A 22295-nucleotide genomic window follows, 5' to 3' on the forward strand; every position below is an offset into this window, starting at 1 on the left:
ATGGAGCGACTCTCGTCGATGTCAGGCCGGCTGTTCATCGCCGCCGCGGCGTTCCTCCTACTGGCCGTCCTCGCCGGATTCGGCCTCCTTGCGCCGGCGTCGACGCCCGGTCAGATATTCTGGGTACTGGCCTCGAAATCGACGCTGTCCTCGACGCTACGGCTCTCGGTCCCGATCGTGCTGGCCGCGCTTGGCGGCATCTTCGCCGAGAAGAGCGGCATCATCAACATCGGGCTCGAAGGCCTGCTCATCATCTCGGCCTTCGCAGCCATCTTCGGGGCCGACGCCACCGGCTCGCTGTGGCTCGGGTTCCTCATCGGCATCGTCGCGTCGACGCTGCTCGCTGCCGTGTTCGCCGTCGTCTGTATCGAGTTCCGCGCCGACCAGATCATCGCCGGCCTGGCCGTCTGGCTCATCGCGCTCGGCCTCGCGCCGTTCGCCTCGCAGGTGTTCTACGGCGGGCCGAACACCAGCAACGTCGGCACCTTCGATACGATAACAGTCCCGGCGCTGGCCGACATCCCGTTCTTCGGCGCGCTGTTCGACGCCTCGCCCGCGGTGTACATCATGTTCCTCGCCGTGGCGGCGTCGTGGTACGTGCTGAACCGCACCACCTTCGGCCGCTGGGTCCGGGCCGCCGGCGAGAACCCGAAGGCGCTGGACACCGCCGGCGTCGACGTGTCCCGCGTCCGCTACGCAGCCGTCCTCCTCTCCGGCGTCCTCTCGGGGATGGGCGGGGCCGCGCTGGCCATCAACATCGGCCAGTTCACCGGCAACGGCCCGACGATGGTCAACGGCAAGGGGTTCATCGCCATCGTCGCCTATCTGTTCGGCAACTACAACCCGGTCGGCGCGCTGCTGTCGACGACGCTGTTTGCCGGCCTCGACGCCGTCCAGTTGCGCCTCCAGACAGCCGATGTCATCGCCGTCCCCGATTCACTGGTCCAGGCCATTCCGTTCGTCGCCGTCATCGTCGTCCTCGCCTTGGTGGGCAAAACCCGCCTGCCAGAAGCCGCTGGCGAGCACTACGAGTCCGGCGAGGAATGAGCTAGACACAACCTTCTCTGGACTTGTTTCTGCCCGCAGCAGTTGATCAAATGCGAACAGCCAGAAAGCCCCCGCACTATCGACTCCCGCGGCTTGCTGCGCCCTTCACTCACTGCGTTCGCGCCAGTGCTTGCTGCGCCGGGGTTCGCCGATGGTGCGGCCCCTTTCAGTCCCGCCCAGCGTGGATTGGCCAACCGGCTATGGGTGGGGATGAAAGGGGCGAGGCGCTGGGCGTTCGAGATCGTCCGAAAATCTTCGATTTTCGGGATGATGAGAGAGCTCTGCTCTCTCGGACCACGACACAAGCACCGCAACGAAGTGAGGAGCGAGGGACCTGCGGTCCCTCGGAACGTGCGAACGGCGTTCCGCGCCGTGAGCAGAGAGCGCAGCGAGTCGCAGGAGCCCAGCGCCTCGGGACTTTCTGGTAGCCACTGGAAGAGAATAGTCCAATCCTAGCCGAACACTCATGTGCGCGGCAGGCACAGGACGAGGTAGCAAATGTCGCGCCGATATGACCACGCCCGGGTTCAAGAGTACTGGCAGCAGGCTTGGGAGCGAGACGGAGTGTTTGAATGCCCCACTGACGCCGAGGACCCGACGTACGTGCTGGGGATGTTCCCTTATACCTCTGGCTCGTTGCATATGGGACACATCCGGAACTACGCCATCACGGACGCGTCTGCTCGGTACCGGCGGATGGCCGGCGACGACGTGCTTCACCCGATGGGGTGGGACGCGTTCGGCCTGCCGGCGGAGAACGCGGCCTACGAGCGGGACACGGACCCCGAGTCCTGGACTCGGACGTGTATCGACCAGATGAAAGCCGACCTCCGGGAGATGGGCTTTGGCTACGACTGGTCCCGGGAAGTCACCACCTGTGACCCCGAGTACTACCAGTGGAACCAGTGGCTGTTCACCCAGTTCTACGACGAGGGACTGGTCGACTACGGCGCGGCGACGGTGAACTGGTGTCCGGACTGTGAGACAGTGCTTGCTGACGCGCAGGTCGAAACGCCGCCGGAAGCTGATGAAGGCGAAACGACTGCCGGCACTGGCCACAGCCACACCCACGGCGGCGTCTGCTGGCGCTGCGGGACCGGCGTCGAGCAACGCGACCTCGACCAGTGGTTCTTCGCCATCACCGACTACGCCGAGGAGCTGTATCGCGGGTTGGATGACCTGGAGGGATGGCCCGACGGCGTTCGGGACAGCCAGCGCAACTGGATCGGTCGACAAGAAGGTGCTCGCGTCGCCTTTTCGGTCGACCACGACGACCACGACACTGTCGAGGCGTTCACGACGCGACTCGACACGGCGTACGGCGCGACGTATCTGGCGCTGTCGCCGGGCCACGACCTCGCGCGAGCGCTGGCCGAGACGGACGACGCCGTCGCCGACTACGTGGAATCAGTGGCGAGCACGGATGACGCCGGGATGAGCGGCGTCGAGACGGACCTCACCGCGACCCACCCCTACACCGGCGAGGAACTGCCGGTGTACGTCGCGGCGTACGTGCTGGATGACGTGGGAACAGGCGCGGTCATGGGCGTGCCGGCCCACAACGAACAGGACCACGCCTTCGCCGACGAACACGACCTGCCCGTCGAGCAGGCTGTCGAACCGGTCGACGGCAGCGGGACGGACCTGCCGCACGCGCCCTACACCGGCGACGGGATGCTCACGGACAGCGGCGAGTACGACGGGCTCGCCAGCTCCGCCGCCCGCGAGCGCCTGCGCGAGCACGGGGCCGCCGAGTCCGCGGTGACCTACCGCCTGCGGGACTGGCTCATCTCCCGGCAGCGCTACTGGGGGACGCCGATTCCCATCGTTCACTGCGACGACTGCGGCCACGTCCCGGTTCCGGAAGACGACCTGCCGGTGGAACTGCCCGACTACGTCCAGACGACCGGCAATCCCCTTGATGCGGCTGAGGAGTGGAAGCAGACGACGTGTCCCGACTGCGGGGCCGACGCGGTGCGAGAGACGGACACGATGGACACGTTCGTCGACTCCTCGTGGTACTTCCTGCGATACTTGTCGCCGCATTTCGAAGATGCCCCCTTCGACCAGGAAACCGCCGACGAGTGGCTCCCGATCGACGTGTACGTCGGCGGCGAGGAACACGCGGTGCTCCACCTCCTCTATATACGCTTTTTCACTCGTGCCCTGTCGGATATCGGCCTGCTGGACCGTGAAGAGCCCGTCGAGCGGCTCATCAATCAGGGAACGGTGCTCCACAGCGGCGAGAAGATGTCCAAGTCGAAGGGCAACGACATCGCGCCCCACGAGTACGGGGCCGAGACGACGCGGCTGTTCGTCCTCTCGGCGGCCCACCCCTCCCAGGACTTCGAGTGGACCGTCAAGGACGTCTCGACGGCCTACGACTTCCAGCAGACGCTGTACCGACTTGTCACGGAGTACACTGACAGAACCGAGACACGGACCGAAAGCACCGACCACGACGCGTACCTGGAGCGGGAAATCGACCGGACTATCGCGGCCGTCACCGAAGAGTACGACCGCTTCCGGTTCCACCGCGTCATCGGCGAGCTACAGCGGTTCGCCCGGCTGCTGGGGCGCTACGCGGGCTACGACCGGCCCTACCAGTTCGCCTACGGTCGCGGCCTGCGGGTGCTCGCCGGCCTCGTCGCGCCTATCGCCCCCTTCCTCGCCGAGGAGATGTGGCAGCTGCTCGACGAGGACGGCCTCGTCGCCGAGAGCCGGTGGCCAGAACCGCTCCGTGACGTGGACGACTACCGCATCGAGCGCCAGGTCGTCCGGCAGACCCTCGACGACGTGCGCGAGATCACGGAGGTTGTCGACATCGACGAACCGAACGAGATCGAACTCGTCGTCGCCGCCGACTGGAAGTACCGGGCCTACGAGATCGCCCGCGAGTCGGACCCCGACGACGCCATCGTCGGCGAAATCATGGCCGACGAAGACATCAAACAGCACGGTGACGCGGCCGCCGAGTTCGCCGACCGCCTGGCCGACCGCGGCGCGGGACTGGAACCGATCATCGACGGCGAACGCGAACTCAACACGCTCCAGCAGGCCGCGTGGCTGTTCGAAGACGAGTTCGGCTGTGACGTCGTCGTCCGGCGGGCCGCACCCGACGACGACCTCGCGGCCAAGGCGCGACCGAACAAGCCCGCGATCCACATCTCCTGACTACTCGGTCGCGGCCGTCGTTTCCGCCTGGGCGGCCTCGTGGGCGCCGGTCACTGCGTCGACCAACTTCTCCCGCTGTTCGTGGCGTATCAGGTGCGAGCGGCAGTCACAGTCCGAGCAGCCGAAGGCGTCGACGCGGTCGAACCCTTTTGCCGCCGGCCCGTCGACCCGTTTGGCGACGGCGCACTCGACGTCGGCCTCGGTCGTGACGACCCGGTCGACGGTCGTCGCCGCGTCGCCGAGCAGATAGTCGATGTGCCAGTGCCGGGTGTCGTTGTCGCCTTCGGCGACGGCGCGGTGGCGGTCGATGCGGCCGAAGCCGCCGCTGCCCAGCGCACTCCCGGTGTAGGCGTACCAGCCCGCCGGGAACTCGATTTCGCCCAGCGCGCCGACTGCAATCGGCCCGCTGGCGTCCCGTTCGAGAACCAGCGTGTAGGTCCCGCCAGGCATGCGCGCTCAGGTCCCGATGTCGGGGTCGGCGGCGAGTTCGCCGAACCCGTCGATGCGGAACGCCCGGGAGTCGGTGCAGTCCTCGTTTTCCGCGGCGAGTTCGCCGATGACCCAGTTGAACCGGCGGCCAAAGTCGTCGTATGGCGCGTCCGCGAGCAGGTCGGTGACGCGGTCGCTCGTCAGCTCCTCGTCGTACTCCTCGGCGAAGTCGGCGATGTTGTCGGCGGCTGTCTGTGCGATCTCGTCGTCGGTCTCGTCGGCGAACGCCGCGGCGAGCGTCTCGCTCAGGTCGGACATACGCGAACGAACGCGACGATGCCACCTATGCGTTCTGAAACAGAGGGCTGTCCGAGCGTTTCTTGTGTTGAGAGCGACAATATCGGCACAATGAAGCCGTTGCGACAAAGCCCAACCGTGGTCACGCTGGCGGTCATCGGTGCTGTGTTCCTCGCACAGCAGGCCGTCGGCGTGGTGACCGCCCCGCGGAGCCTGTTCGCCCTCTCGCCCCCGTTGTTCAGTCGTCCCTGGACGCTCGTTACAAGCGTGTACGCACATGCTGGCCTGTCACATCTCCTCGCAAACGCCGTCGGATTGGCTCTCGCCGGCGTCGTCCTCGAACGCCGGACGTCGCCGCTCCGGTTTCACGTCTTCTTCGTCTCGACCGGCGCACTCGCCGGCGTCTCACAGGTCTCGATTACCAGCCTCATCGGGCCGCTTGTTCCCGGGATGGTCAGCCACGTCTCCGTGCTCGGGGCCAGCGGCGCGGTGTTTGCCCTCTTCGGCTATCTGCTCGCCGCCAATCGCCTGACCGACACTGTCATCGGGGGCTTCGAACTCGCGCCGCGCGTCCAGTTGGCGCTGGCCGGCATTGTTGCCGCCGCGATCACCCTCGCGACCGCAAACCCTGGCGTCGCGCTCATCGCACACTTCACCGGCCTTTTGCTAGGGTTCCTTGCCGGGCGCGTCCACCTGCTGCGGCCGACGGACTCGTCACAGACGCCCGAGGCCGCCAACTACTGAGCAGCACGTCGTTCCGAGACAGCTTCGCCACGCCCGTTCTGATAGGACGCTGCTGATACAACTGGCCCCACACTTCGTAGGTGCCTGGTAACAATATGTACTGAGTGCGTAGCGCAGTGTATGTGGGACAGTGACATAGAAACGGCCGACCCACCGCTGGGGAGGTGTCCGGTCTGTGACGTGAGGATTCCCGCAGCGAATCTCGTCATCGCGTACGACACGGCCGGCGACTGGCCGCGGATGCTCGCGACGTGTCCGGATTGTGAGGGCGCGGTGAATCCGGTGTGATTCCTGCTGGAACAGACATGACAGAAACCGTGGACGTGAATACACATAGACACGCCGAAGCGGCCGCCTATATGTGTAACAACCACCGATTAGGTGCGGTATACTGTTGTTTCGACCAATGATACCAAGGCCAGACAGGGTGAGTGACAGTGGGGTCATCGAGCAGCGATAGCCCCCCGCTGCCCCAACGGAGCGACACCGATAGATTACGACCGACGGACGCCGGCCGATACCTCGACACGCTCGTGTTTGCGGTCCACGGAGTCTGGACCGTGACGCTCGTCGGTGTCCGACCGTTCGCGTTCTGGGGAGCCGTACTACTGCCGCTGTTGTATCTCCCGTCGCTCTACGGCGTCGGCACCGGACAGGATACGGCGCTGTTCCTCGAACTTGTTGCCTGGCACGTCGCTTCTATCGTTCTCGGACACGGGCATACGCCCTTCTGGAGTCGATAACTCGATACGCCTGGGTTCACCAGGATCATTTGATATTCCGTCACACTTCCACACTCCACTCGAAACAATGGGGGTATGGTGACGGTTCACGACCGGTTTGTCAACCGACGAAAACCTGCTCGTCAAGCCGCTCGGTGGCTGTCTCGGCCAGCGTCTTGAGGTTCACTGTATCCTCCCGGTTGTACGACACCAGCGTTTCGAGTGCACCGTCTCGGCCCTGTTCGTGTTCCCGCCAGAGCCGCACCGCGTCCCGGCCAGAGATGTCCGGTCGGTCCCGTTCGATGCCGATGTCCTGCTCGACCTGCTTGAGGCCGCCGGAGAGCCCGATTTTCTTGCAGGTGTACATCAGGTCCAGATGTGGGCGGTCGAGATTGACATCGAAGTTCGCTTCGAGGAAGGGCACGTCGAATCGCTTGCCGTTGAACGTCACCAGCAGGTCCGCGCCGTCGAAGGCGGCCCGGAGGTTCTCGGCGGTCAGGTCGTCACCGGCGATGAGCGTCTGCGTCTCCCCGTCCTGATGGAGGCTCACCGTCGTCACCTGATTGCGGTCCTGATCGAGTCCGGTCGTCTCGATGTCGAAGAAACAGGCCCGCTCGCGGAAGGTCTCGTACAGTCGCCAGCGCTCGCTGCTGGGAAACGCGTGGTCGAAGTAGGACACGTCGGTCTCGGCCACGCGGTCCCGCCCCTCGTCAATGAACTGTTGGATTCGGTCGCCGCGCTGGCCGCCGACGACGGACGGTTCGAACTCGTCCCAGTGAGTCACGCCCTGCTCCCAGATGGACCGCTCGGTCTTCTCCCCGACGCCGTCGGTTCCGATGAAACTGTTCTCGACGCGCACGCTCTCGGGTACAGGTTGGGCTGTATGTAAGCCCGTCGGTGCGCGTGACAGGCCACCGGAGCGTCATGTCCCACCCCGCCTAATGTCCACACATCGGAAGGATGCTGTTGTACACTGATTGACTTTCCACGGAGACGACGACTGTGCTATCGCAGCTATCACACACTGACTGGGGCCGGCCGAACGTCCGCTCACAGAACGGACAGACGAACCGTACCGGGTCCGGGGTTTCGGATAGGGGCATGGCTTCGCAAGGAGTCCCGTATATGAGTAGCCAGCCGCTATGTGTATGCTACGCCCCGATTCTGTTGCTATCTGTATAGTTGTCCTTCGCTGTGGTGCGCTGCTGACGAGCGAAAGCACGAAGCCGAGCGACGCCACAGTGTAGCCCATGACGACGTTTCTGCTCGCCACCAACTCGGTTCACGTCACTGCGGCCGCCGCTGACTACCTCCAGAAGCGCCTCGATCCGGCAGCTGATGACGACATCGTCGTGGTCGCCGTCCGCGACCCCGATGCTCCGCCGCGTGACGCGGGTGACGCAGTCAATGTCGCCCGCTCGCGACTCGCGTCGTTTATGCCCGTAACGGAAACGAAAGACGGTGAGCCCGTGACGGAGATACTGGCGGCGGTTGACGAACACGACCCGGACGAACTCCTCATCGGCCCGAACCGCGGGACCGACGACAGCGATGGTATCGGCTCGACCGCCCGGGACCTCCTGACCCGCGTTGACCGCCCGGTCATCGTCCTCCCATTTCCCTAGCGGGAGAACAGGCCGTCGTCCTCGAAGGTCAGGCCGAGGTCGACATCGAGCAGGTCCTCGGCCATCGCGGCGACGGTCGGTGCGACATCGGAGTCGGGGTCCGTCGCAAGTGGTCTGGGTGCGCCCGCGCCGATGTGCGGAACCGTGTGTGCGGCGTCCTCGACGGGTTCGCTGTCATCGCCGTGGACACGCGTCGCGACGACGGCTGTGGCCGGCGCACCGATGTCTCGAAGCCGGCCCTGCTGTCTCGGAAGGAGGTCGCCGCCGCGCCGGCTGGCCGGCACCACGAGCGCCCGCCGCTGTGCGGTCGTGGCAGCGGCGACGGCCTGATTCGACGCAATCGGCGGCACGTCGAGCAGGACGTGGTCGAACCGGCCGGCCACCTCTTCGATAGCCCGTTCGAGCGTCTGTGCGCTCTCGGCTGACTTCGCTCGCGCGAGGCGCTCGAACGGCGCGTGGGCCGGACAGAGCGCAACCCGCCCGTCGGCGTCGATATCCCACTCGAACAGCGCGCTGTCGACCGGCACGTCGCCGACGGCCACCGCAGTCACGTCGGCGTCGAGCCGCCCGTCGACGTACGTTGCCAGCCCCTGCGTGCCGAAGGCCGCGTCGACGACGGCGACGGACCGCCCACCCCGGGCCAGCGTCGCCGCCGTCTCGACTGTCAGCCTGGTCGTTCCAGCCCCACCGGTACACCCTATGAACGCGAGCGTCGGAACCCCCATGCGTCGCTGTTGGATTATCTTTCGATAAAAAGATACGGAATTTTACGCCTGTTCGGCCACGATATCGTCCTCGATGTCGTCTAGTTCGTCGTCGGAGAGGTCAGGACGGTCGTTGACCAGCGCGTGGATCGGCCGGCCGCCGTCGTCTTCGAACCGCGGGATGATGTGGCCGTGGACGTGCGGGACTTCCTGGCCGGCCGCCTCGCCGTTGTTGAACGCGACCGTGCTGGCGGGGGCGTCGACGGCCGCCTCGACGGCGGGGACGAGTTCGTGCAGGGTCGACAGCACCTCGCCGGCCACGTCGGCGGGCGTGTCGTTCAGCCGTTCGTGGTGGGCCTTCGGGATGACGAGCGTGTGCCCCGGCGAGAGGGGATTTGCATCGAGGAACGCGAACACGGTGTCGTCCTCGTAGACGGTTCGGCTCGGGATGTCACCGGCGACAATCTGGCAGAAGATGCAGTCCTCGCTCATGGTCGTCCCTGTGTCCGGCGGTCACAAGAAGGTTCTAGGTGTCATCGACACTGGTGACCGTGTCGGCGATGGCCGCCGTGTACTCGTCGTAACTGTAGCCCAGCCGCGAGAGCCAGACCTCCTGATACGAGGGGTGGAGCAGCGGGACCACGGGAACGCTCAGCGCCTCGCTCTGCAGCGGGTCGAGCACGCTGTCGAGAAACCCGTCGAGGCTGTCGTCGTCCAGCGCCAGCACGGTCTTCGTCGCGTGCTTGCCGGTGGTCAGCACCGCCGCTGGCTCGATTGCTTCGACTTCCTCGACGAGGTAGGGGCGGCAGTTCGCCAACTCCGCGTCGGTCGGGTCGCGGTTCTCCGGCGGATGGCACTTCACGGCGTTGGTGTAGTAGCAGTCGTCGTGGCCGAACCCGGCGTCGGCGAGCACCTGCCGGATTTTCCGGCCGGAGCGCCGCGAGGTGTAGGCCATCCCGGTCAGGTTGCCGCCCCGCCACTGCTCGGCTTCCGGGTCGCCGTCAGCCGGTGCTTCGCCGATGACCACGAGGTCGGCCGACGGCGGGCCGTTGCCCCACGAGATACAGGTCCGGCTCTCGGCGAGTTCCGGGCAGCGTCGGCAGTCCTCTGTGAGGGCGTTTTGCTGCTCGTCGGTCGGGAACGCTGGCACATGCGCTGGCACGGCCGTCGGCGGCAAAGCCGTGGCGGTCGCCACCACAAGACGTTTATCGCCGGTGGCCGCTCCAGCATCTGTATGCCCTCCTACGAGTACCGCACTATCGAGGTTGACAGTGATGTCATGATCGCCGGACTCGGCGGCGAGGTCACGCCGCCGGTCGAACAACTGAACGAACTCGGAGCCGAGGGGTGGCATGTCGCCGCTCCGCTCACAGACAAGACCGGCGAGACGGTCAGCTTGCTCCTCCAGCGTGAGCGCGAGCCCTGAACAGCACACATACAACCGATTGTCCTTTATTGGAGGCGGCGAATGTGCCGGTATGGAACGTTTCGCCGCTGTCGACGACCAGTACAACCCCGACGCCGTCGAGGACGGGGTCTTCGAGTACTGGGACGACGTCGACGCCTACGAGCAGACGAAGGCCCACCGGGCCGACGGCGAGGACTACTTCTTCGTTGACGGGCCGCCCTACACCTCCGGCGCGGCCCACATGGGGACGACGTGGAACAAGACCCTGAAGGACTGTTACATCCGCTACCTGCGGATGCAGGGCTACAACGTCACTGACCGGCCGGGCTATGACATGCACGGCCTCCCCATCGAGACGAAAGTCGAGGAGCGCCTCGACTTCGAGAACAAGAAAGACATCGAGCAGTTCGGTGAGGAGAACTTCATCGAGGAGTGCAAAGACTTCGCCGAGGAGCAACTCGAAGGCCTCCAGACGGACTTCCAGGACTTCGGCGTCTGGATGGACTGGGACGACCCCTACAAGACGGTCAATCCAGAGTACATGGAGGCCGCCTGGTGGGGCTTCCAGCAGGCTCACGAGCGCGGCCTCGTCGAACAGGGCCAGCGCTCTATCAACCAGTGTCCGCGCTGTGAAACTGGCATCGCCAACAACGAGGTCGAGTACCACGACGTTGGCAAGCCGTCGATTTACGTCAAGTTCCCGCTGGCGGACCGCGAGGGCGAGCGGAGCGAGACCTCGGAACGAGCGAGCGGTGAAACCGCGAGCCGCGAGGGCAGTCTGGTCATCTGGACGACGACGCCCTGGACAATCGTCGCCAACACCTTCGTCGCCGTCGACGGTGACCTCGACTACGTGGGCGTCGACGCTGAGAAAGACGGTGATACCGAACGGCTCTACGTCGCCGAGGCCTGCGTCGAGGACGTGCTGAAGGCCGGCCGGTACGACGACTACGAGGTCGTCGAGGAACTGTCCGGCGAGGAGATGGTCGGCTGGGCGTACGAGCACCCGCTGGCCGAGGAAGTGCCGGACCACGCCCAAGGCGAGGGCTCTGGGCAGGTGTATACCGCCGACTACGTCGAGGCCGACCGCACGGGTCTCGTCCACTCCGCGCCCGGCCACGGTGAGGAGGACTTCGAGCGCGGACAGGAACTCGACCTCGAAATCTTCTGTCCGGTCGGGAGCGACGGCGTTTACACCGACGACGCGGGCAAGTACGCAGGGACGTTCGTCCGCGACGCCAACGACGAGGTCATCGACGACCTCGACGAGAACGGCGTCCTGCTCTCCAGTGAATCTGGCCACACCGTCCGCGAAGGGCAGTGCTGGCGCTGTGACACCGACATCGTCCGTATCGTTACCGACCAGTGGTTCATCACGGTGACCGACATCAAGGACGAACTGCTTGCGAATATCGAGGACAGCGAGTGGTACCCGCAGTGGGCGCGAGACAACCGCTTCCGGGACTTCGTTGAGGACGCGCCGGACTGGAACGTCTCGCGGCAGCGCTACTGGGGCATCCCGATCCCCATCTGGCTCCCTGAAGACTGGTCCGGTGACATGGACGACGCCATCGTCGTCGGCGACCGCGAGGAACTTGCCGAGCGGGTCGACCAGGACATCGACCCCGAAAACGTCGACCTCCACAAGGGCACGGTCGACGACCTCACCATCACCGAGGACGGCACGACCTACACCCGCGTCGGCGACGTGTTCGACGTCTGGCTCGACTCCTCCGTGGCGACGTGGGGGACCGTCGACTACCCCGAACAGACTGAGGACTTCGAGGAGCTGTGGCCCGCCGACCTCATCATGGAGGCCCACGACCAGACCCGCGGCTGGTTCTGGTCGCAACTGGGCATGAGCACCGCCGCCACCGGTGAGATTCCGTACAAGCAGGTGCTGATGCACGGCTACGCCAACATGCCCGACGGCCGCGGCATGTCCAAGTCCAAGGGCGTCCTCATCGATCCCCACGAGGTCATCGAGAAGCACGGCCGCGACCCGATGCGGCTGTTCCTGCTGTCGGTGACTGCCCAGGGCGAGGACATGAACTTCTCCTGGGAGGAGACCGCCGAGATGCAACGGCGGCTCAACATCCTCTGGAACGTCGCGCGCTTCCCGCTGCCGTACATGCGTGCGGATGATTTCAATCCGGAGGAGACCACAGTCGAGGATGTCCGCGAAGACCTCGAACTCGTCGACGAGTGGGTCCTCTCCAGGCTTCAGACCGTGACCGAGGCGATGACCGACTCGATGGACGACTTCGAGAACGACAAGGCGGTCGACGAACTGCTCGAATTCGTCGTCGAAGACGTTTCCCGGTTCTACATTCAGGTCGTCCGCGAGCGGATGTGGGAAGAAGAGGACAGCGCCTCGAAGCAGGCCGCCTACGCCACGCTCTACCGCGTGCTCGAATCCGTGGCCGCGCTGTTTGCCCCGTTCACGCCGTTCGTCGCCGAGCAGGTGTACGGCGCACTCACCGGCGACGCCGGCAACCCGACGGTCCACATGTGTGACTGGCCCGAGGTCGACGCCGACCTGCACGACCCTGCGCTCGAACGCGAAATCGAGGTCGTCCGCGAGGTCGAGGAAGCGGGCTCGAATGCCCGCCAGCAGGCCGAACGCAAGCTCCGCTGGCCCGTCACCCGCGTCGTCGTCGACGTCGACAGCGACGACGTGGCCGACGCGGTCCGCGCACAGGAGGCCATCATCGCCGACCGGCTCAACGCCCGCGCCGTCGAGGTCGTCGGCGCTGACGAGGAGTGGGGCGAACTCCAGTACTCCGCCGAGGCCGACATGAGCGAACTCGGCCCGGCCTTCGGCGACGACGCCGGCCGCGTCATGAACGCGCTCAACGAGGCCCGCGTCGGCGAGCAGTCACTCGATACCCTCGAAGGCACAGTGAGCGAAGCACTCGGCGAGGACGTCGACCTCACCGAGGAGATGGTCGAGTTCCGCCGCGAGACCCCCGAGGGCGTCACCGGGACGGAGTTCGCTGCGCTCGATGGCGGCGGCGTCGTCTACGTCGACACGGCGCTCACCGAAGGCATCGAGAGCGAGGGGTACGCCCGCGAGGTCATCCGCCGCGTGCAAGAGATGCGAAAGGACCTCGAACTCGATATCGAGGAGCGCATCGTCGTGGACCTGGCAATCGACGACGAGCGCGTGGATTCGCTGGTCCGCGAGCACGAGGCGCTCATCAAAGAGGAGGTTCGGGCTGACGAACTCGGCGGCGTCGAGGACGGCCATCGAAAAACGTGGGACGTCGAAGGGATTGAGATGGAAATCGCGATAGCACCGGTCGCCGCGGCTGAGGCGTCGGATTAAGCGGCACGCAGTCGCGTTACAACGAGCGGGGTTTTTTTTGCCCCTCGTGTTTCAGCACCGGTGTCTACAGCTCTTCGGCGACGACCGGTGCGGCGCTGACCTCGCTGACGGCGCGTTCAAGCGTGTCCGTGCCGTAGACGGCTTCGACGCCGGCGCTGTTGAGCTTCGTCAGGGCGTTGCTGGCGAGCATCGGGTGGATACAGGTGACGAACACCCGTTCGGCGTCGCGGTCGTCGAGGACGCCAACGGACTCGCTCATCGTCGACCCCGTGGCGATGATATCATCGACCAGCACCACATCACGGCCCTCGACCGGCGCGTCGCTGGGGCTGATCTCGATGTCGCCGGTGTCGTAGTCCCGATCCTTCTCGAAGAAGTCCGTCTCACCCTCGCCGTACGCGTCCCGGACCGTCGTCGCGAGGGCGATTGCGCCTTCGTCGGGCGAGAGAAAGAGGGGGTTCGTCAGGTCCGCAGGCAGCGGGTCGGCGAGAACACTCGCCGCGTCGACGTTGGTGGCTGGCACGTCGAAGAAATCACAGACGGCCGGTTCGTGGGGATTTACGGTCAGTACACGGTCGGTTCCCGTCGAAATGGCGCGGGCCATCGCCCGCGAGGAGACCGGTTCGCCAGGCTTGAACGCCTCGTCCTGACGGGCGTAGCCCATGTACGGGATGACGGTGATGACCTCGCTCGCGCCGCTTTCGCGGGCCGCGTCCTGCAACTGGAGCAACTGGAGGTGCGCGTCGCTGTCGACAGTGGATGCGACGACGACGGCACGCTCACCGGAGACGGCTTCGGGCACCCGGACGACGTGCTCACCGTCGGGAAACCGTTCGTACTCGACCCGTCCAAGCCGCTCGCCCGTCGCCTCGGCGAGGGTCGCCGCGAACGCCTGCGTGTCCGCCCCGGGGATAATCATGTGCGGTGGGTGGCTGTCCGGGCTAAACCTCTTTTCGATTCCCCGACATCGTGGCTGACTCTCCCTTCAGACAACTGTGCATTGTAATTGACACCCATAGCGACAACACTCATGTAACTTGTGTGACCATGCCTATTTTCCGATACAATGATATATTTTCATAATATTATTTACAACTAGCTGAGGTATTTATCTCTGCTCGATTCCAAAGTACGAACAGCGCAGTCCCTCCAAAATCATGAAGGTATTACATTTAGATGACGAACCTGATTTTGCGGATTTGACCGCCCAGTTCCTCGAACGGGAAAACGAACGGCTCGAAGTTCAAACGGCAACGAACGGTACTGACGGTCTTGCGATTCTTCGGGCGGAGAACATCGATTGTATCGTCTCGGACTATGATATGCCAGTAATGGACGGGCTGGAGTTCCTGGCTGCAGTCCGCGAACAGTCTCCTGACCTGCCGTTCATCCTTTTTACTGGCAAAGGGAGCGAAGAGATCGCGAGCGAAGCTATCACGGCCGGCGTGACGGAGTACATCCAGAAAGAGCATGGGACTGACCAGTACGCGATCCTGGCCAATCGAATCACGAACCTTGTCGAACGCTACCGTGCCGTCCGTACAATCGACCGTAGCTACAGGGCGATGAAGACTGCCAGCGAAGGGATCAGCCTCATCGACCCGGACGGGACGTTTTCGTATGTGAACCCTGCCTTTGCGGACCTATTTGGATACGAGCAGGATGAACTGGCCGGCGAGCCCTGGACAATTCTGTACCACGACGATGAAGCGGACCGGCTAGAGAACGACATCATCCCAGCGGTCAAAGAAAACGAGTACTGGTCGGGTGAAACAGTTCGACTGATGAAAGACGGCGACAGGCTCGTTACGAACCATCGCCTGGCTCACGCTGACGACGGGGTACTCGTGTGTACGGCGCGGGACATCACCCCCGAACGGACGCAGTTGGTGGGACAGAGCACTCAGTTCGACGTTCTTATCGATGCCATGGACGACCACGCCTTTTTCACCCTCGACCATGAGGGCTACGTCACTCGCTGGAACGACGGTGCTCAACAATTCACTGGCTATAACGCGGAGGAAATCATCGGAGCGCACGTTTCGACGTTCTTCGAGGAGTCTGATCTGGCGAACGGCCTTCCCGAGCAACTCCTCGATACCGCGAAAACAGACGGGACCGTCTCCCACGAAGGGTTACAGATCCGTCAGGACGGCACGCGCTGCTGGACAGACATGACGCTCTCTGCGAGCTTTGACGAGTCCGGAGCGCTCCGTGGCTACGGCATTATTTTGAAAGAGGCCGACAGACAGCAAATACCGCAGTAAGAGTGCATGGACGCCGGTCGATACTGATCTATTGCCATGAAGGCCGGATAGAACCGCGAAGTCCCGCTTAGATACTACTGATCGAATCAGGCCACAGCGACGCCAACGACGTCGGGGACGCCCAGCGAGCGCTGTCGCCAGCCGCCCTGTCCGTCGGCGGTCGCCTCGGCCGCGGTTGCGACGAGGAAGGTCCCGTTCTCGGTGATCGCGTAGGTGTCGTCGCCGTAGGTCACGTCGACGACGCGCTCGGTCGCTGGCAACGTGCAGGGCTCCCACGCGCCGGCTGTCAGTTCGTACAGGCCGTCCGCCGCGGCGGCATGGACCTGCTCACCGTCGCTTGCAACTGCCAAGTGTCGGCCCGACCGGACCTCGGTCCACTCGCCGTCGCTGTCGGTGCTCCCGCTTTCGTAGCGGTACAGCCCGCTCTCGGTCGCGGCGTAGTCACCGGCTACGTCGACCACGTCCACCAGGCCGAGTCGGTCGAGCGACGGGAGGGCGTACACGCCCTCGGCCGCGGCGAGGTGGTCGCCGTCGATGGCACGGACGTCCGCGATTTCGCCGACGTCTCGCCACTCCCCGTCGTACCGAGCGACGCGGCCGTCGCCGGCTGCGAGCAGTCCGTCGCCGTCGTAGCCGACGGCGGTGGCTGGCCCGAACCCAGTCGGAACGAAGCCGTCGTCGGTCAACACGAGCACGTCCTCGTCGGTGGCGACCGCGACTTCGCCGCTTGCGCCGGCCACATCACGGGCATTGCACCGTTCGCTCAGGCTGAACCGCCCGATCTGGCCGCCGGCCGTCTCGACGCGGGTGACGCCCAGTCCCGACGCGACGTACGCGTGGGTCTCCGGACGTTTCGCCCCGTACATTCGCTTCTCGGACAGTGCGATGTCGTCGTCGCTCACCTCATATCGCCTCTTTGTATGCTTCGAGCGCATTCTCTATGTCTTCACCTGTGTGGGCATCACAGATGAACTGTGACTCGAACTGGTTCGCCGTGAGGAACACGCCCTGGTCTTTCATCGCAGGCCAGAACAGGCGCTCCCACCGCTCGGTCTCGGCCTGTGTCACGTCGTGGCCGGTCTTCGGACAGTAGTCGAAGCGTGGACAGGACTCCCGCTGCCGGCAGCCAGCCTCGCAATGTCCGTCGAAGGAATCAGGCCCGTCGCGGGTGAAGATGACCTTGAACATCGAGTCCCGGCCGACGACGGTGTACTCGGGGCCTGGTCTTCGAGGATGTCCTGCAGTCCCGCTCGGAGCCGGTCGCCGAGCTCGTTGACGTGGTCGTATACGTCGTGTTCAGCCGCATACCGTAACGTCTCCAGACCGGCCGCCATCGTCACGGGGTGGCCAGAGAACGTTCCGGACTGGAACACATCGCCGGCAGGGGTGAACTGCTCGATGATCTCGCTTTTGCCACCGATTGCCCCGACCGGGAAGCCGCCGCCGACAATCTTCCCGAACGTGGTGATGTCGGGGTCGATGTCGAACGCGCCCTGGGCACACTGGAGGCCGCCGACGCGGAAGCCGGTGATGACCTCGTCGAAAATAAGCAGGGAGCCGTGGTCGTCACACAGTTCCCGGAGCGTGTCGTGGTAGCCCTCGACCGGGTGGACGATGCCGTAGTTCCCGAGGATGGGTTCGGTGAGCACCGCGGCGATGTCGTCGCCGTGTTCCTCGAACACCTCGTGGGCGGCTTCCTCGTCGTTGAACGGCACGGTCAGGGTGTGCTCAGCGAAGCTCTCGGGGATGCCGGGGCTGGACGGGGCCGTGTGGTCGCCCTCGCCCTCGACCAGCGTGGACTCCTGTGCCCCGTGGTAGCCACTCTGCATCACGACGATTTTGTCCCGCCCCGTGTAGCCACGAGCCAGTCGGACCGCCGAGACCGTCGCCTCGGTCCCGCTGTTGACGAACCGCAGCATCTCGACACTGGGGACGTGCCGGGTGACGAACTCGGCCAGTTCGACCTCGACTTCGGTCGGCGCGCCGTACATCGGCCCCTCAGCGGCGTGTCGCTGGATGGCTGATTGGACCTGCTCGGGCAGGCTGTGGCCCAGCAGCAGCGGACCGTAGCCCATGACGAAATCGATGTATCGGTTCCCGTCGGCGTCGATGACGTGCCCGCCGTCCCCTTTCTCGACGAAGAACGGGTAGGGCCGTGTCGCTCGCACGGAGGAGTTGACGCCGCCCGACAGCACCGACAGGGCGCGGTCGTACAGCGCTCGCGACTGCTCGTGGTTCATACGCTGCCGTTTGACCGCTGTCAGAAAGAAACTGTTGTTAGCTCGCGGTCCCACCGACCTAGTGGACGGATGTCATGCGTTCACCGGTAAAATAAATATTTCGTAAAGAGTCACTGTTATACGGTGCGTATTCATCTATGTAATTACGATAATGGCATCCGAACGTACTTCGATATCATGCCAAATTGGACAAATGGGCGTCTTGACGGCGCGTGGGCGGCTGTGAGCGACTGGGTACCGACGACGTGTATGCGGTGTGCCGTTGGCTGTGGCCACATGCACCAGGGCGCTGACGAAGGGTACGGTATCGACGCTGTTCGTGGCGACGCCGCCCATCCGGTCAGTCAGGGACTCGCCTGTGCGCGTGGCCTCCGGGAGAGCAAGGCCCCCGACGGCGAGTGGCTCACCCGACCGATGGTCCGCAGCGACGGCGAACTCCGTCAGACCCAGTGGGACGTGGCGCTGGCCCGCGCGGTCGAGGGGCTTCAGGCCGTCCACCAGCGGGACCCCGATTCGGTCGCCGTCCTCGGAAGCGGTCAGCAGACCAACGAGGCCGCCTACGCGCTGGGGAAAGTCGCCCGCGGCGGCTTCGGGACGCGCAACTACGACGCCAACACGACGCTGTGTATGGCCAGCGCCGTCACCGCCTACTACCAGGCCTTCGGCAGCGACGCGCCGCCGTGTACCTACGCCGACATCAGCGACGCCGACCGACACGTCGTCTGGGGGGCGAACCCGGCGGTCGCCCACCCCGTGATGTTCCGCTGGATTCAGCAGTCTGCTGACGAGGATGGCGTCGAAATCATCGTCGTCGACCCCGTCCGCTCCGAGACCGCAGAGAACTCCGAGCACCACGTCGCGCCCGACCCGGGGAAGGACCTCGCGCTGGCCCGGGCCGTCCTCGCCCGCATCGTCGAAACGGGGCGGGTCGACCGCGAGTTCGTCGACGCAGCAACCGAGGGATTCGACGACCTGCTCGCGACCCTGCCCGACGCCGCCGACGCGGCAGCCGAGGCCGGTGTCGAGATGGCCCAGGTGGACCTGCTGGCCGACGCGATGGACCAGCAAGCGCTGGTCTACTGGGGCATGGGCATCAATCAGCACGTCCAGGGGACCGAGACCGCCCGGGCGCTCATCGACCTGACGCTGGCGACGGGGAACCTCCGGCCCGGTGGTGGCCCGTTCTCGCTGACCGGCCAGGCCAACTCGATGGGGACCCGCATCTGCTCCTCGAAGGGGTCCTGGCCCGGCCAGCGGGCCTTCGAGGACCCGGACCACCGCCGCCTCGTTGCCGACCACTGGGGCGTACCGGTCGACCGCCTCCCCGACGACACCGGCCCCGGCCCTGTCGGGATGCTCGAAGGCGAGCCAGACGCCGTCTGGGCCGTCGCCACCAATCCCGTTGCCGGGATGCCCGAGGCCGACTCTGTGCGCGAGACGCTCGAAGACGCCTTCGTCGTCGTGCAGGACGCCTTCCACACCGAAACGACGGAAATCGCCGACGTGGTCCTGCCCGCCGCGACGTGGGGCGAGAGCGACGGGACGACGACGAACATGGAGCGGACCATCTCCCGGGTCCGGTCGGCGACTGACCTGCCAAGCGGCGTCAGGCCGGATCTGGACATCATCGCCACCATCGGCTCGCGGCTGTTCCCCGGCCTGTTCGAGAGCACGTCGCCGGACCCCTCGGACGTCTTCGACGAGTTCACCGCCCTCACCGAGGGGACAGTCGCCGACTGCTCGGGCATCACCTACGAACGCCTCGACGACAGCCACGCCGTCAGGTGGCCCGCGCCCGACGGGGTGAGTTCGGGCGGCTACCGCTACTACGACGACGAGTCGTGGTCGTTCCCCACCGCCTCCGGCCGCGCACAGTTCTCGACGGGCCGCCAGGAGTCGCTCCCGGAGCCGACCGACGACAACTACCCACTGACGCTGACCACGGCCCGCGAGGCCGACAGGTATAACACCGGCGTCCGGTCCCGCGGGGGCGAGGCCGGCACGCTGGTGGCCCGCATCCACCCCGAGACCGTCGAGGAACACAGCGGCCTCGTCACCGACGACCGGCTGACCGTCGAGACCCGCCGTGGCTCCGCGACGGTCGCCATCGACCGCGACGAGGGCGTCCCCGAGGGGATGGTGTGGCTCCCCATTCACCACCCGGCAACGAACCGGCTGACGCTTTCGGACCGCGACCCCCAGTCCGACGAACCGAACTTCAAGCAGTGTGCCGCCCGCCTCGTCGCCGCCGAGGCTGAACTCCCGCCCGCCACGGCCGACTGAGCCGATATCGGGCGCGGCCCCGACGGTTCGTCGACACGCGCTTCTCCATCGCCGTCCGAAGTAATCTAAATATGTCCAATTATTCCCCCGTCCGCTGGGCGTTCAATGTCCTTAAACAGGGGATATCCGATGATATATTTGCGGTCTATCCACTCAGTCTGGGTAGAATAGCCGTTCTGTAAACGGTTACTGTTATTAAATGGTGGGACTTTCGGACTTCATGTACTGATGTGGGCACACATCCAAAATAAAGGCGGATTGGTGAACAAAGTCTCGTTATCGACCGTGAACAATACCGCGTCCGTAACCGAGGTGTCGGCATGGGACTGATCAAGATGACGAAGTACCGGACGCTGTTGCTGGCAACTATCGGGTTCAATTTCTCGTTTCTCATCTGGTTCTCCTTTGCGCCGTTCACCGGCCCGATGGCAGAGGAGTTCGGGCTCTCGACCGCGGAAATCGGTATTCTCGCCAGTTCGGCCATCTGGATGGCACCGTTCGGCCGGATGCTCACCGGCTGGCTCTCGGATAAGTTCGGTGCGCCGGCCATCTTCGCCATCGTACTGGCCTACGTCGGCGTGTTCTCGATAGGGAGCGCCTTCGCACAGGACTACTCCGTGTTCTTCGTGTTGCGACTCATCGTGGCGACGGCCGGCATCACGTTCGTCATCGGCATCCAGCACGTCGCCGAGTGGTTCGAAGAGGAGAACCTCGGCCTGGCGGAGGGCATCTACGCCGGCGTCGGGAACGCCGGTGCCGCCGGCGGGGCGCTCATCCTGCCCCGTGTGTTCGGGTCCGGCTGGAACGGGCCGCTGTTCTCGACGAACTGGCGGGCCGCCTTCTTCTACACCGGCATCGTCTCCATCCTCCTCGCAATCGCCTACTACACGCTGGGCGAGGCCGCGAAAAGCGAGGCGAAACGCCAGGCGACCAAGGAGGACACCAACTTCAAGGGCTGGCTACACACGGCCACGCGCTACGGCACCGTCGTCCTCGCCGCCGCGTACATCATGTCCTTCGGCCTCGAACTGTCGATGAACGGGTGGCTCGCCACCTACTACCGCGAAGCGTTCAACCAGGACAACCTCGTCATCGCGAGCACCTTCGCGGCGACGTTCTCAATTGCCGCCGGCCTGCTCCGGCCCTTTGGCGGCTACGGCAGCGACCTGCTGGCCCGCAAGGAGAAGAACCTCCTGCCGTTCTTCAAGGGCCAGTACCGCGAACAGTGGACGTTCCTCGGGCTCTGTTTCATCGTGGTGATGATGTTCGCTATGACGCTGGCCGGCCTCTCCGGCGTCCTGCTGAACGCCGTCGTCATCGGTTTCCTCGTGGGCACGGGCTGTGCCTGGGCCGAGGGCGCTATCTTCGCGCAGGTGCCCGCGATGTTCCCGAACGACTCGGGCTCGGTCGCGGGCGTCGTCGGCGGCGTCGGCACCGTCGGCGGCATCGTCTACCCGCTGCTTTACTCCGCGCCGTGGCTGGCGAACCTCCACCTGGGGTACTCCGTGGCCGCCGTCACCATGATTCCGATTGTGTTGCTGTCTGCATGGGTGTTCCAGCCGGAAATCGCGAAAGTCGCTAACACGGCTGGGTTCGTCGGAAGCACGCAGGAAGGCACCACCGTCGCCTCCGGCGACGACTGACGCTCATCGCTCTCGAACGAGCCGTTCTTTCTCTTTTCCGCACGCGTGACGCACTGAACAGGCCGGTGTGTCGCGTCCCTCGTCGGTTCGGCTCGCGCGCGACTGACACCTCAGTTCTACGGGGTCGCGCTCCGGTCGGGCGAATCACGCCCGCGGAGCGTCCCCGACGCACAGTCCCGAACTCGACCGGACAACCGATTGCCGTCCTGCGGTTTCATCTCTGTCGACGGGGCAGTGTATAACCTCTTTAAACACCTCTCAGACGGTATAATTCTGGACGGCCATTTTCTAACGCTCTATTATTCTTTATTTCTTTAACGAATAGCGTTATAAGGAATCGACCTCAGTACTTAGACGTGAATTAGCGGACATTCAGATAGATAT

19 protein-coding genes and 1 pseudogene are annotated in these 22295 nt (G+C 64.8%); 11 read left to right on the top strand and 9 right to left on the bottom strand.

What is annotated here, in order from left to right; translation table 11 throughout:
- Window positions 1-1047 (top strand): ABC transporter permease, encoded by a 1047-nt coding sequence (locus Har1131_RS02545; RefSeq protein WP_050038257.1) that lies wholly within the window; start codon window positions 1-3, stop codon window positions 1045-1047.
- 498 nt (window positions 1048-1545) lie between these two features.
- On the top strand, window positions 1546-4221 hold the full coding sequence (leuS, locus tag Har1131_RS02550; protein WP_151144945.1) for a leucine--tRNA ligase: 2676 nt from the start codon (window positions 1546-1548) through the stop codon (window positions 4219-4221).
- On the opposite strand, the gene Har1131_RS02555 is transcribed toward leuS, so the two are convergent.
- Window positions 4222-4671, bottom strand: coding sequence for a DUF123 domain-containing protein (locus tag Har1131_RS02555; protein ID WP_064288564.1), 450 nt, complete (start codon window positions 4669-4671; stop codon window positions 4222-4224).
- 6 nt (window positions 4672-4677) lie between these two features.
- Window positions 4678-4968, bottom strand: coding sequence for a hypothetical protein (locus tag Har1131_RS02560; protein WP_064288565.1), 291 nt, complete (start codon window positions 4966-4968; stop codon window positions 4678-4680).
- Between the two features lie 90 nt (window positions 4969-5058).
- Here Har1131_RS02560 and Har1131_RS02565 point away from each other — a divergent pair, with 90 nt between their 5' ends.
- From Har1131_RS02565 to Har1131_RS02570, 3 genes are all read left to right on the top strand, one after another.
- The gene (locus tag Har1131_RS02565) at window positions 5059-5691 is read left to right on the top strand and encodes a rhomboid family intramembrane serine protease (protein ID WP_191907486.1); all 633 of its coding nucleotides are present in this window, start codon (window positions 5059-5061) and stop codon (window positions 5689-5691) included.
- A gap of 120 nt (window positions 5692-5811) precedes the next feature.
- On the top strand, window positions 5812-5979 hold the full coding sequence (locus Har1131_RS21595) for a hypothetical protein (RefSeq protein ID WP_014041663.1): 168 nt from the start codon (window positions 5812-5814) through the stop codon (window positions 5977-5979).
- A gap of 149 nt (window positions 5980-6128) precedes the next feature.
- Window positions 6129-6434, top strand: a complete 306-nt coding sequence (locus tag Har1131_RS02570; protein ID WP_023843468.1) for a hypothetical protein — start codon at window positions 6129-6131, stop codon at window positions 6432-6434.
- Window positions 6435-6534: 100 nt separating this feature from the next.
- Here Har1131_RS02570 and Har1131_RS02575 read toward each other — a convergent pair whose 3' ends face one another.
- The gene (locus tag Har1131_RS02575; protein ID WP_014041661.1) at window positions 6535-7272 is read right to left on the bottom strand and encodes a ribonuclease H-like domain-containing protein; all 738 of its coding nucleotides are present in this window, start codon (window positions 7270-7272) and stop codon (window positions 6535-6537) included.
- A gap of 391 nt (window positions 7273-7663) precedes the next feature.
- Here Har1131_RS02575 and Har1131_RS02580 point away from each other — a divergent pair, with 391 nt between their 5' ends.
- Window positions 7664-8038 (top strand): universal stress protein, encoded by a 375-nt coding sequence (locus Har1131_RS02580; protein ID WP_151144949.1) that lies wholly within the window; start codon window positions 7664-7666, stop codon window positions 8036-8038.
- Here Har1131_RS02580 and Har1131_RS02585 read toward each other — a convergent pair.
- From Har1131_RS02585 to Har1131_RS02595, 3 genes are read right to left on the bottom strand one after another with little or no spacing between them, the layout of a single operon-like run.
- Entirely contained in the window at window positions 8035-8763 is a 729-nt protein-coding gene (locus tag Har1131_RS02585; RefSeq protein ID WP_151144952.1) for a ParA family protein, read from the bottom strand. The genes Har1131_RS02580 and Har1131_RS02585 overlap by 4 nt on opposite strands.
- 42 nt (window positions 8764-8805) lie before the next feature.
- A complete protein-coding gene (locus tag Har1131_RS02590) occupies window positions 8806-9234 on the bottom strand; it encodes an HIT family protein (protein WP_058990859.1) in 429 nt (142 codons plus the stop codon).
- A 34-nt stretch (window positions 9235-9268) separates the two neighbouring features.
- Complete coding sequence (locus tag Har1131_RS02595; protein ID WP_044952092.1) at window positions 9269-9892, bottom strand: uracil-DNA glycosylase family protein; 624 nt, start codon at window positions 9890-9892, stop codon at window positions 9269-9271.
- Between the two features lie 84 nt (window positions 9893-9976).
- On the opposite strand from Har1131_RS02595, the gene Har1131_RS02600 reads away from it, so the two are divergent.
- Together Har1131_RS02600 and ileS are read left to right on the top strand one after the other, a co-directional pair.
- The gene (locus tag Har1131_RS02600; RefSeq protein WP_023843467.1) at window positions 9977-10168 is read left to right on the top strand and encodes a hypothetical protein; all 192 of its coding nucleotides are present in this window, start codon (window positions 9977-9979) and stop codon (window positions 10166-10168) included.
- Between the two features lie 52 nt (window positions 10169-10220).
- Entirely contained in the window at window positions 10221-13478 is a 3258-nt protein-coding gene (ileS, locus tag Har1131_RS02605; RefSeq protein WP_151144955.1) for an isoleucine--tRNA ligase, read from the top strand.
- Between the two features lie 64 nt (window positions 13479-13542).
- Here the strand turns inward: ileS and Har1131_RS02610 are convergent, their stop codons facing one another.
- A complete protein-coding gene (locus Har1131_RS02610; RefSeq protein ID WP_014041655.1) occupies window positions 13543-14397 on the bottom strand; it encodes a ribose-phosphate diphosphokinase in 855 nt (284 codons plus the stop codon).
- Window positions 14398-14635: 238 nt separating this feature from the next.
- On the opposite strand from Har1131_RS02610, the gene Har1131_RS02615 reads away from it, so the two are divergent.
- The gene (locus Har1131_RS02615; protein ID WP_014041654.1) at window positions 14636-15745 is read left to right on the top strand and encodes a PAS domain S-box protein; all 1110 of its coding nucleotides are present in this window, start codon (window positions 14636-14638) and stop codon (window positions 15743-15745) included.
- An 86-nt stretch (window positions 15746-15831) separates the two neighbouring features.
- Here the strand turns inward: Har1131_RS02615 and Har1131_RS02620 are convergent, their stop codons facing one another.
- Together Har1131_RS02620 and Har1131_RS02625 are read right to left on the bottom strand one after the other, a co-directional pair.
- The gene (locus tag Har1131_RS02620; RefSeq protein WP_151144958.1) at window positions 15832-16647 is read right to left on the bottom strand and encodes a hypothetical protein; all 816 of its coding nucleotides are present in this window, start codon (window positions 16645-16647) and stop codon (window positions 15832-15834) included.
- Between the two features lies 1 nt (window position 16648).
- A pseudogene (locus tag Har1131_RS02625) lies at window positions 16649-17985 on the bottom strand (glutamate-1-semialdehyde 2,1-aminomutase).
- A 177-nt stretch (window positions 17986-18162) separates the two neighbouring features.
- Here Har1131_RS02625 and nasA point away from each other — a divergent pair.
- Together nasA and Har1131_RS02635 are read left to right on the top strand one after the other, a co-directional pair.
- A complete protein-coding gene (nasA, locus tag Har1131_RS02630) occupies window positions 18163-20268 on the top strand; it encodes an assimilatory nitrate reductase NasA (RefSeq protein ID WP_151144961.1) in 2106 nt (701 codons plus the stop codon).
- Window positions 20269-20588: 320 nt separating this feature from the next.
- Complete coding sequence (locus tag Har1131_RS02635) at window positions 20589-21911, top strand: MFS transporter (protein WP_151144964.1); 1323 nt, start codon at window positions 20589-20591, stop codon at window positions 21909-21911.
- The last annotated feature ends 384 nt before the right edge of the window (window positions 21912-22295 follow it).

It is taken from the genome of Haloarcula sp. CBA1131, from assembly GCF_008728975.1.
GTDB lineage: Archaea > Halobacteriota > Halobacteria > Halobacteriales > Haloarculaceae > Haloarcula > Haloarcula hispanica.

Coding starts and splice junctions, on each gene's coding strand:
- Har1131_RS02545 (WP_050038257.1), top strand. CDS start 1: ATGGAGCGACTCTCGTCGATGTCAGGCCGGCTGTTCATCGCCGCCGCG.
- leuS (WP_151144945.1), top strand. CDS start 1,546: ATGTCGCGCCGATATGACCACGCCCGGGTTCAAGAGTACTGGCAGCAG.
- Har1131_RS02555 (WP_064288564.1), bottom strand. CDS start 4,671: ATGCCTGGCGGGACCTACACGCTGGTTCTCGAACGGGACGCCAGCGGG.
- Har1131_RS02560 (WP_064288565.1), bottom strand. CDS start 4,968: ATGTCCGACCTGAGCGAGACGCTCGCCGCGGCGTTCGCCGACGAGACC.
- Har1131_RS02565 (WP_191907486.1), top strand. CDS start 5,059: ATGAAGCCGTTGCGACAAAGCCCAACCGTGGTCACGCTGGCGGTCATC.
- Har1131_RS21595 (WP_014041663.1), top strand. CDS start 5,812: ATGTGGGACAGTGACATAGAAACGGCCGACCCACCGCTGGGGAGGTGT.
- Har1131_RS02580 (WP_151144949.1), top strand. CDS start 7,664: ATGACGACGTTTCTGCTCGCCACCAACTCGGTTCACGTCACTGCGGCC.
- Har1131_RS02585 (WP_151144952.1), bottom strand. CDS start 8,763: ATGGGGGTTCCGACGCTCGCGTTCATAGGGTGTACCGGTGGGGCTGGA.
- Har1131_RS02590 (WP_058990859.1), bottom strand. CDS start 9,234: ATGAGCGAGGACTGCATCTTCTGCCAGATTGTCGCCGGTGACATCCCG.
- Har1131_RS02600 (WP_023843467.1), top strand. CDS start 9,977: ATGCCCTCCTACGAGTACCGCACTATCGAGGTTGACAGTGATGTCATG.
- ileS (WP_151144955.1), top strand. CDS start 10,221: ATGGAACGTTTCGCCGCTGTCGACGACCAGTACAACCCCGACGCCGTC.
- Har1131_RS02610 (WP_014041655.1), bottom strand. CDS start 14,397: ATGATTATCCCCGGGGCGGACACGCAGGCGTTCGCGGCGACCCTCGCC.
- Har1131_RS02615 (WP_014041654.1), top strand. CDS start 14,636: ATGAAGGTATTACATTTAGATGACGAACCTGATTTTGCGGATTTGACC.
- nasA (WP_151144961.1), top strand. CDS start 18,163: ATGCCAAATTGGACAAATGGGCGTCTTGACGGCGCGTGGGCGGCTGTG.
- Har1131_RS02635 (WP_151144964.1), top strand. CDS start 20,589: ATGGGACTGATCAAGATGACGAAGTACCGGACGCTGTTGCTGGCAACT.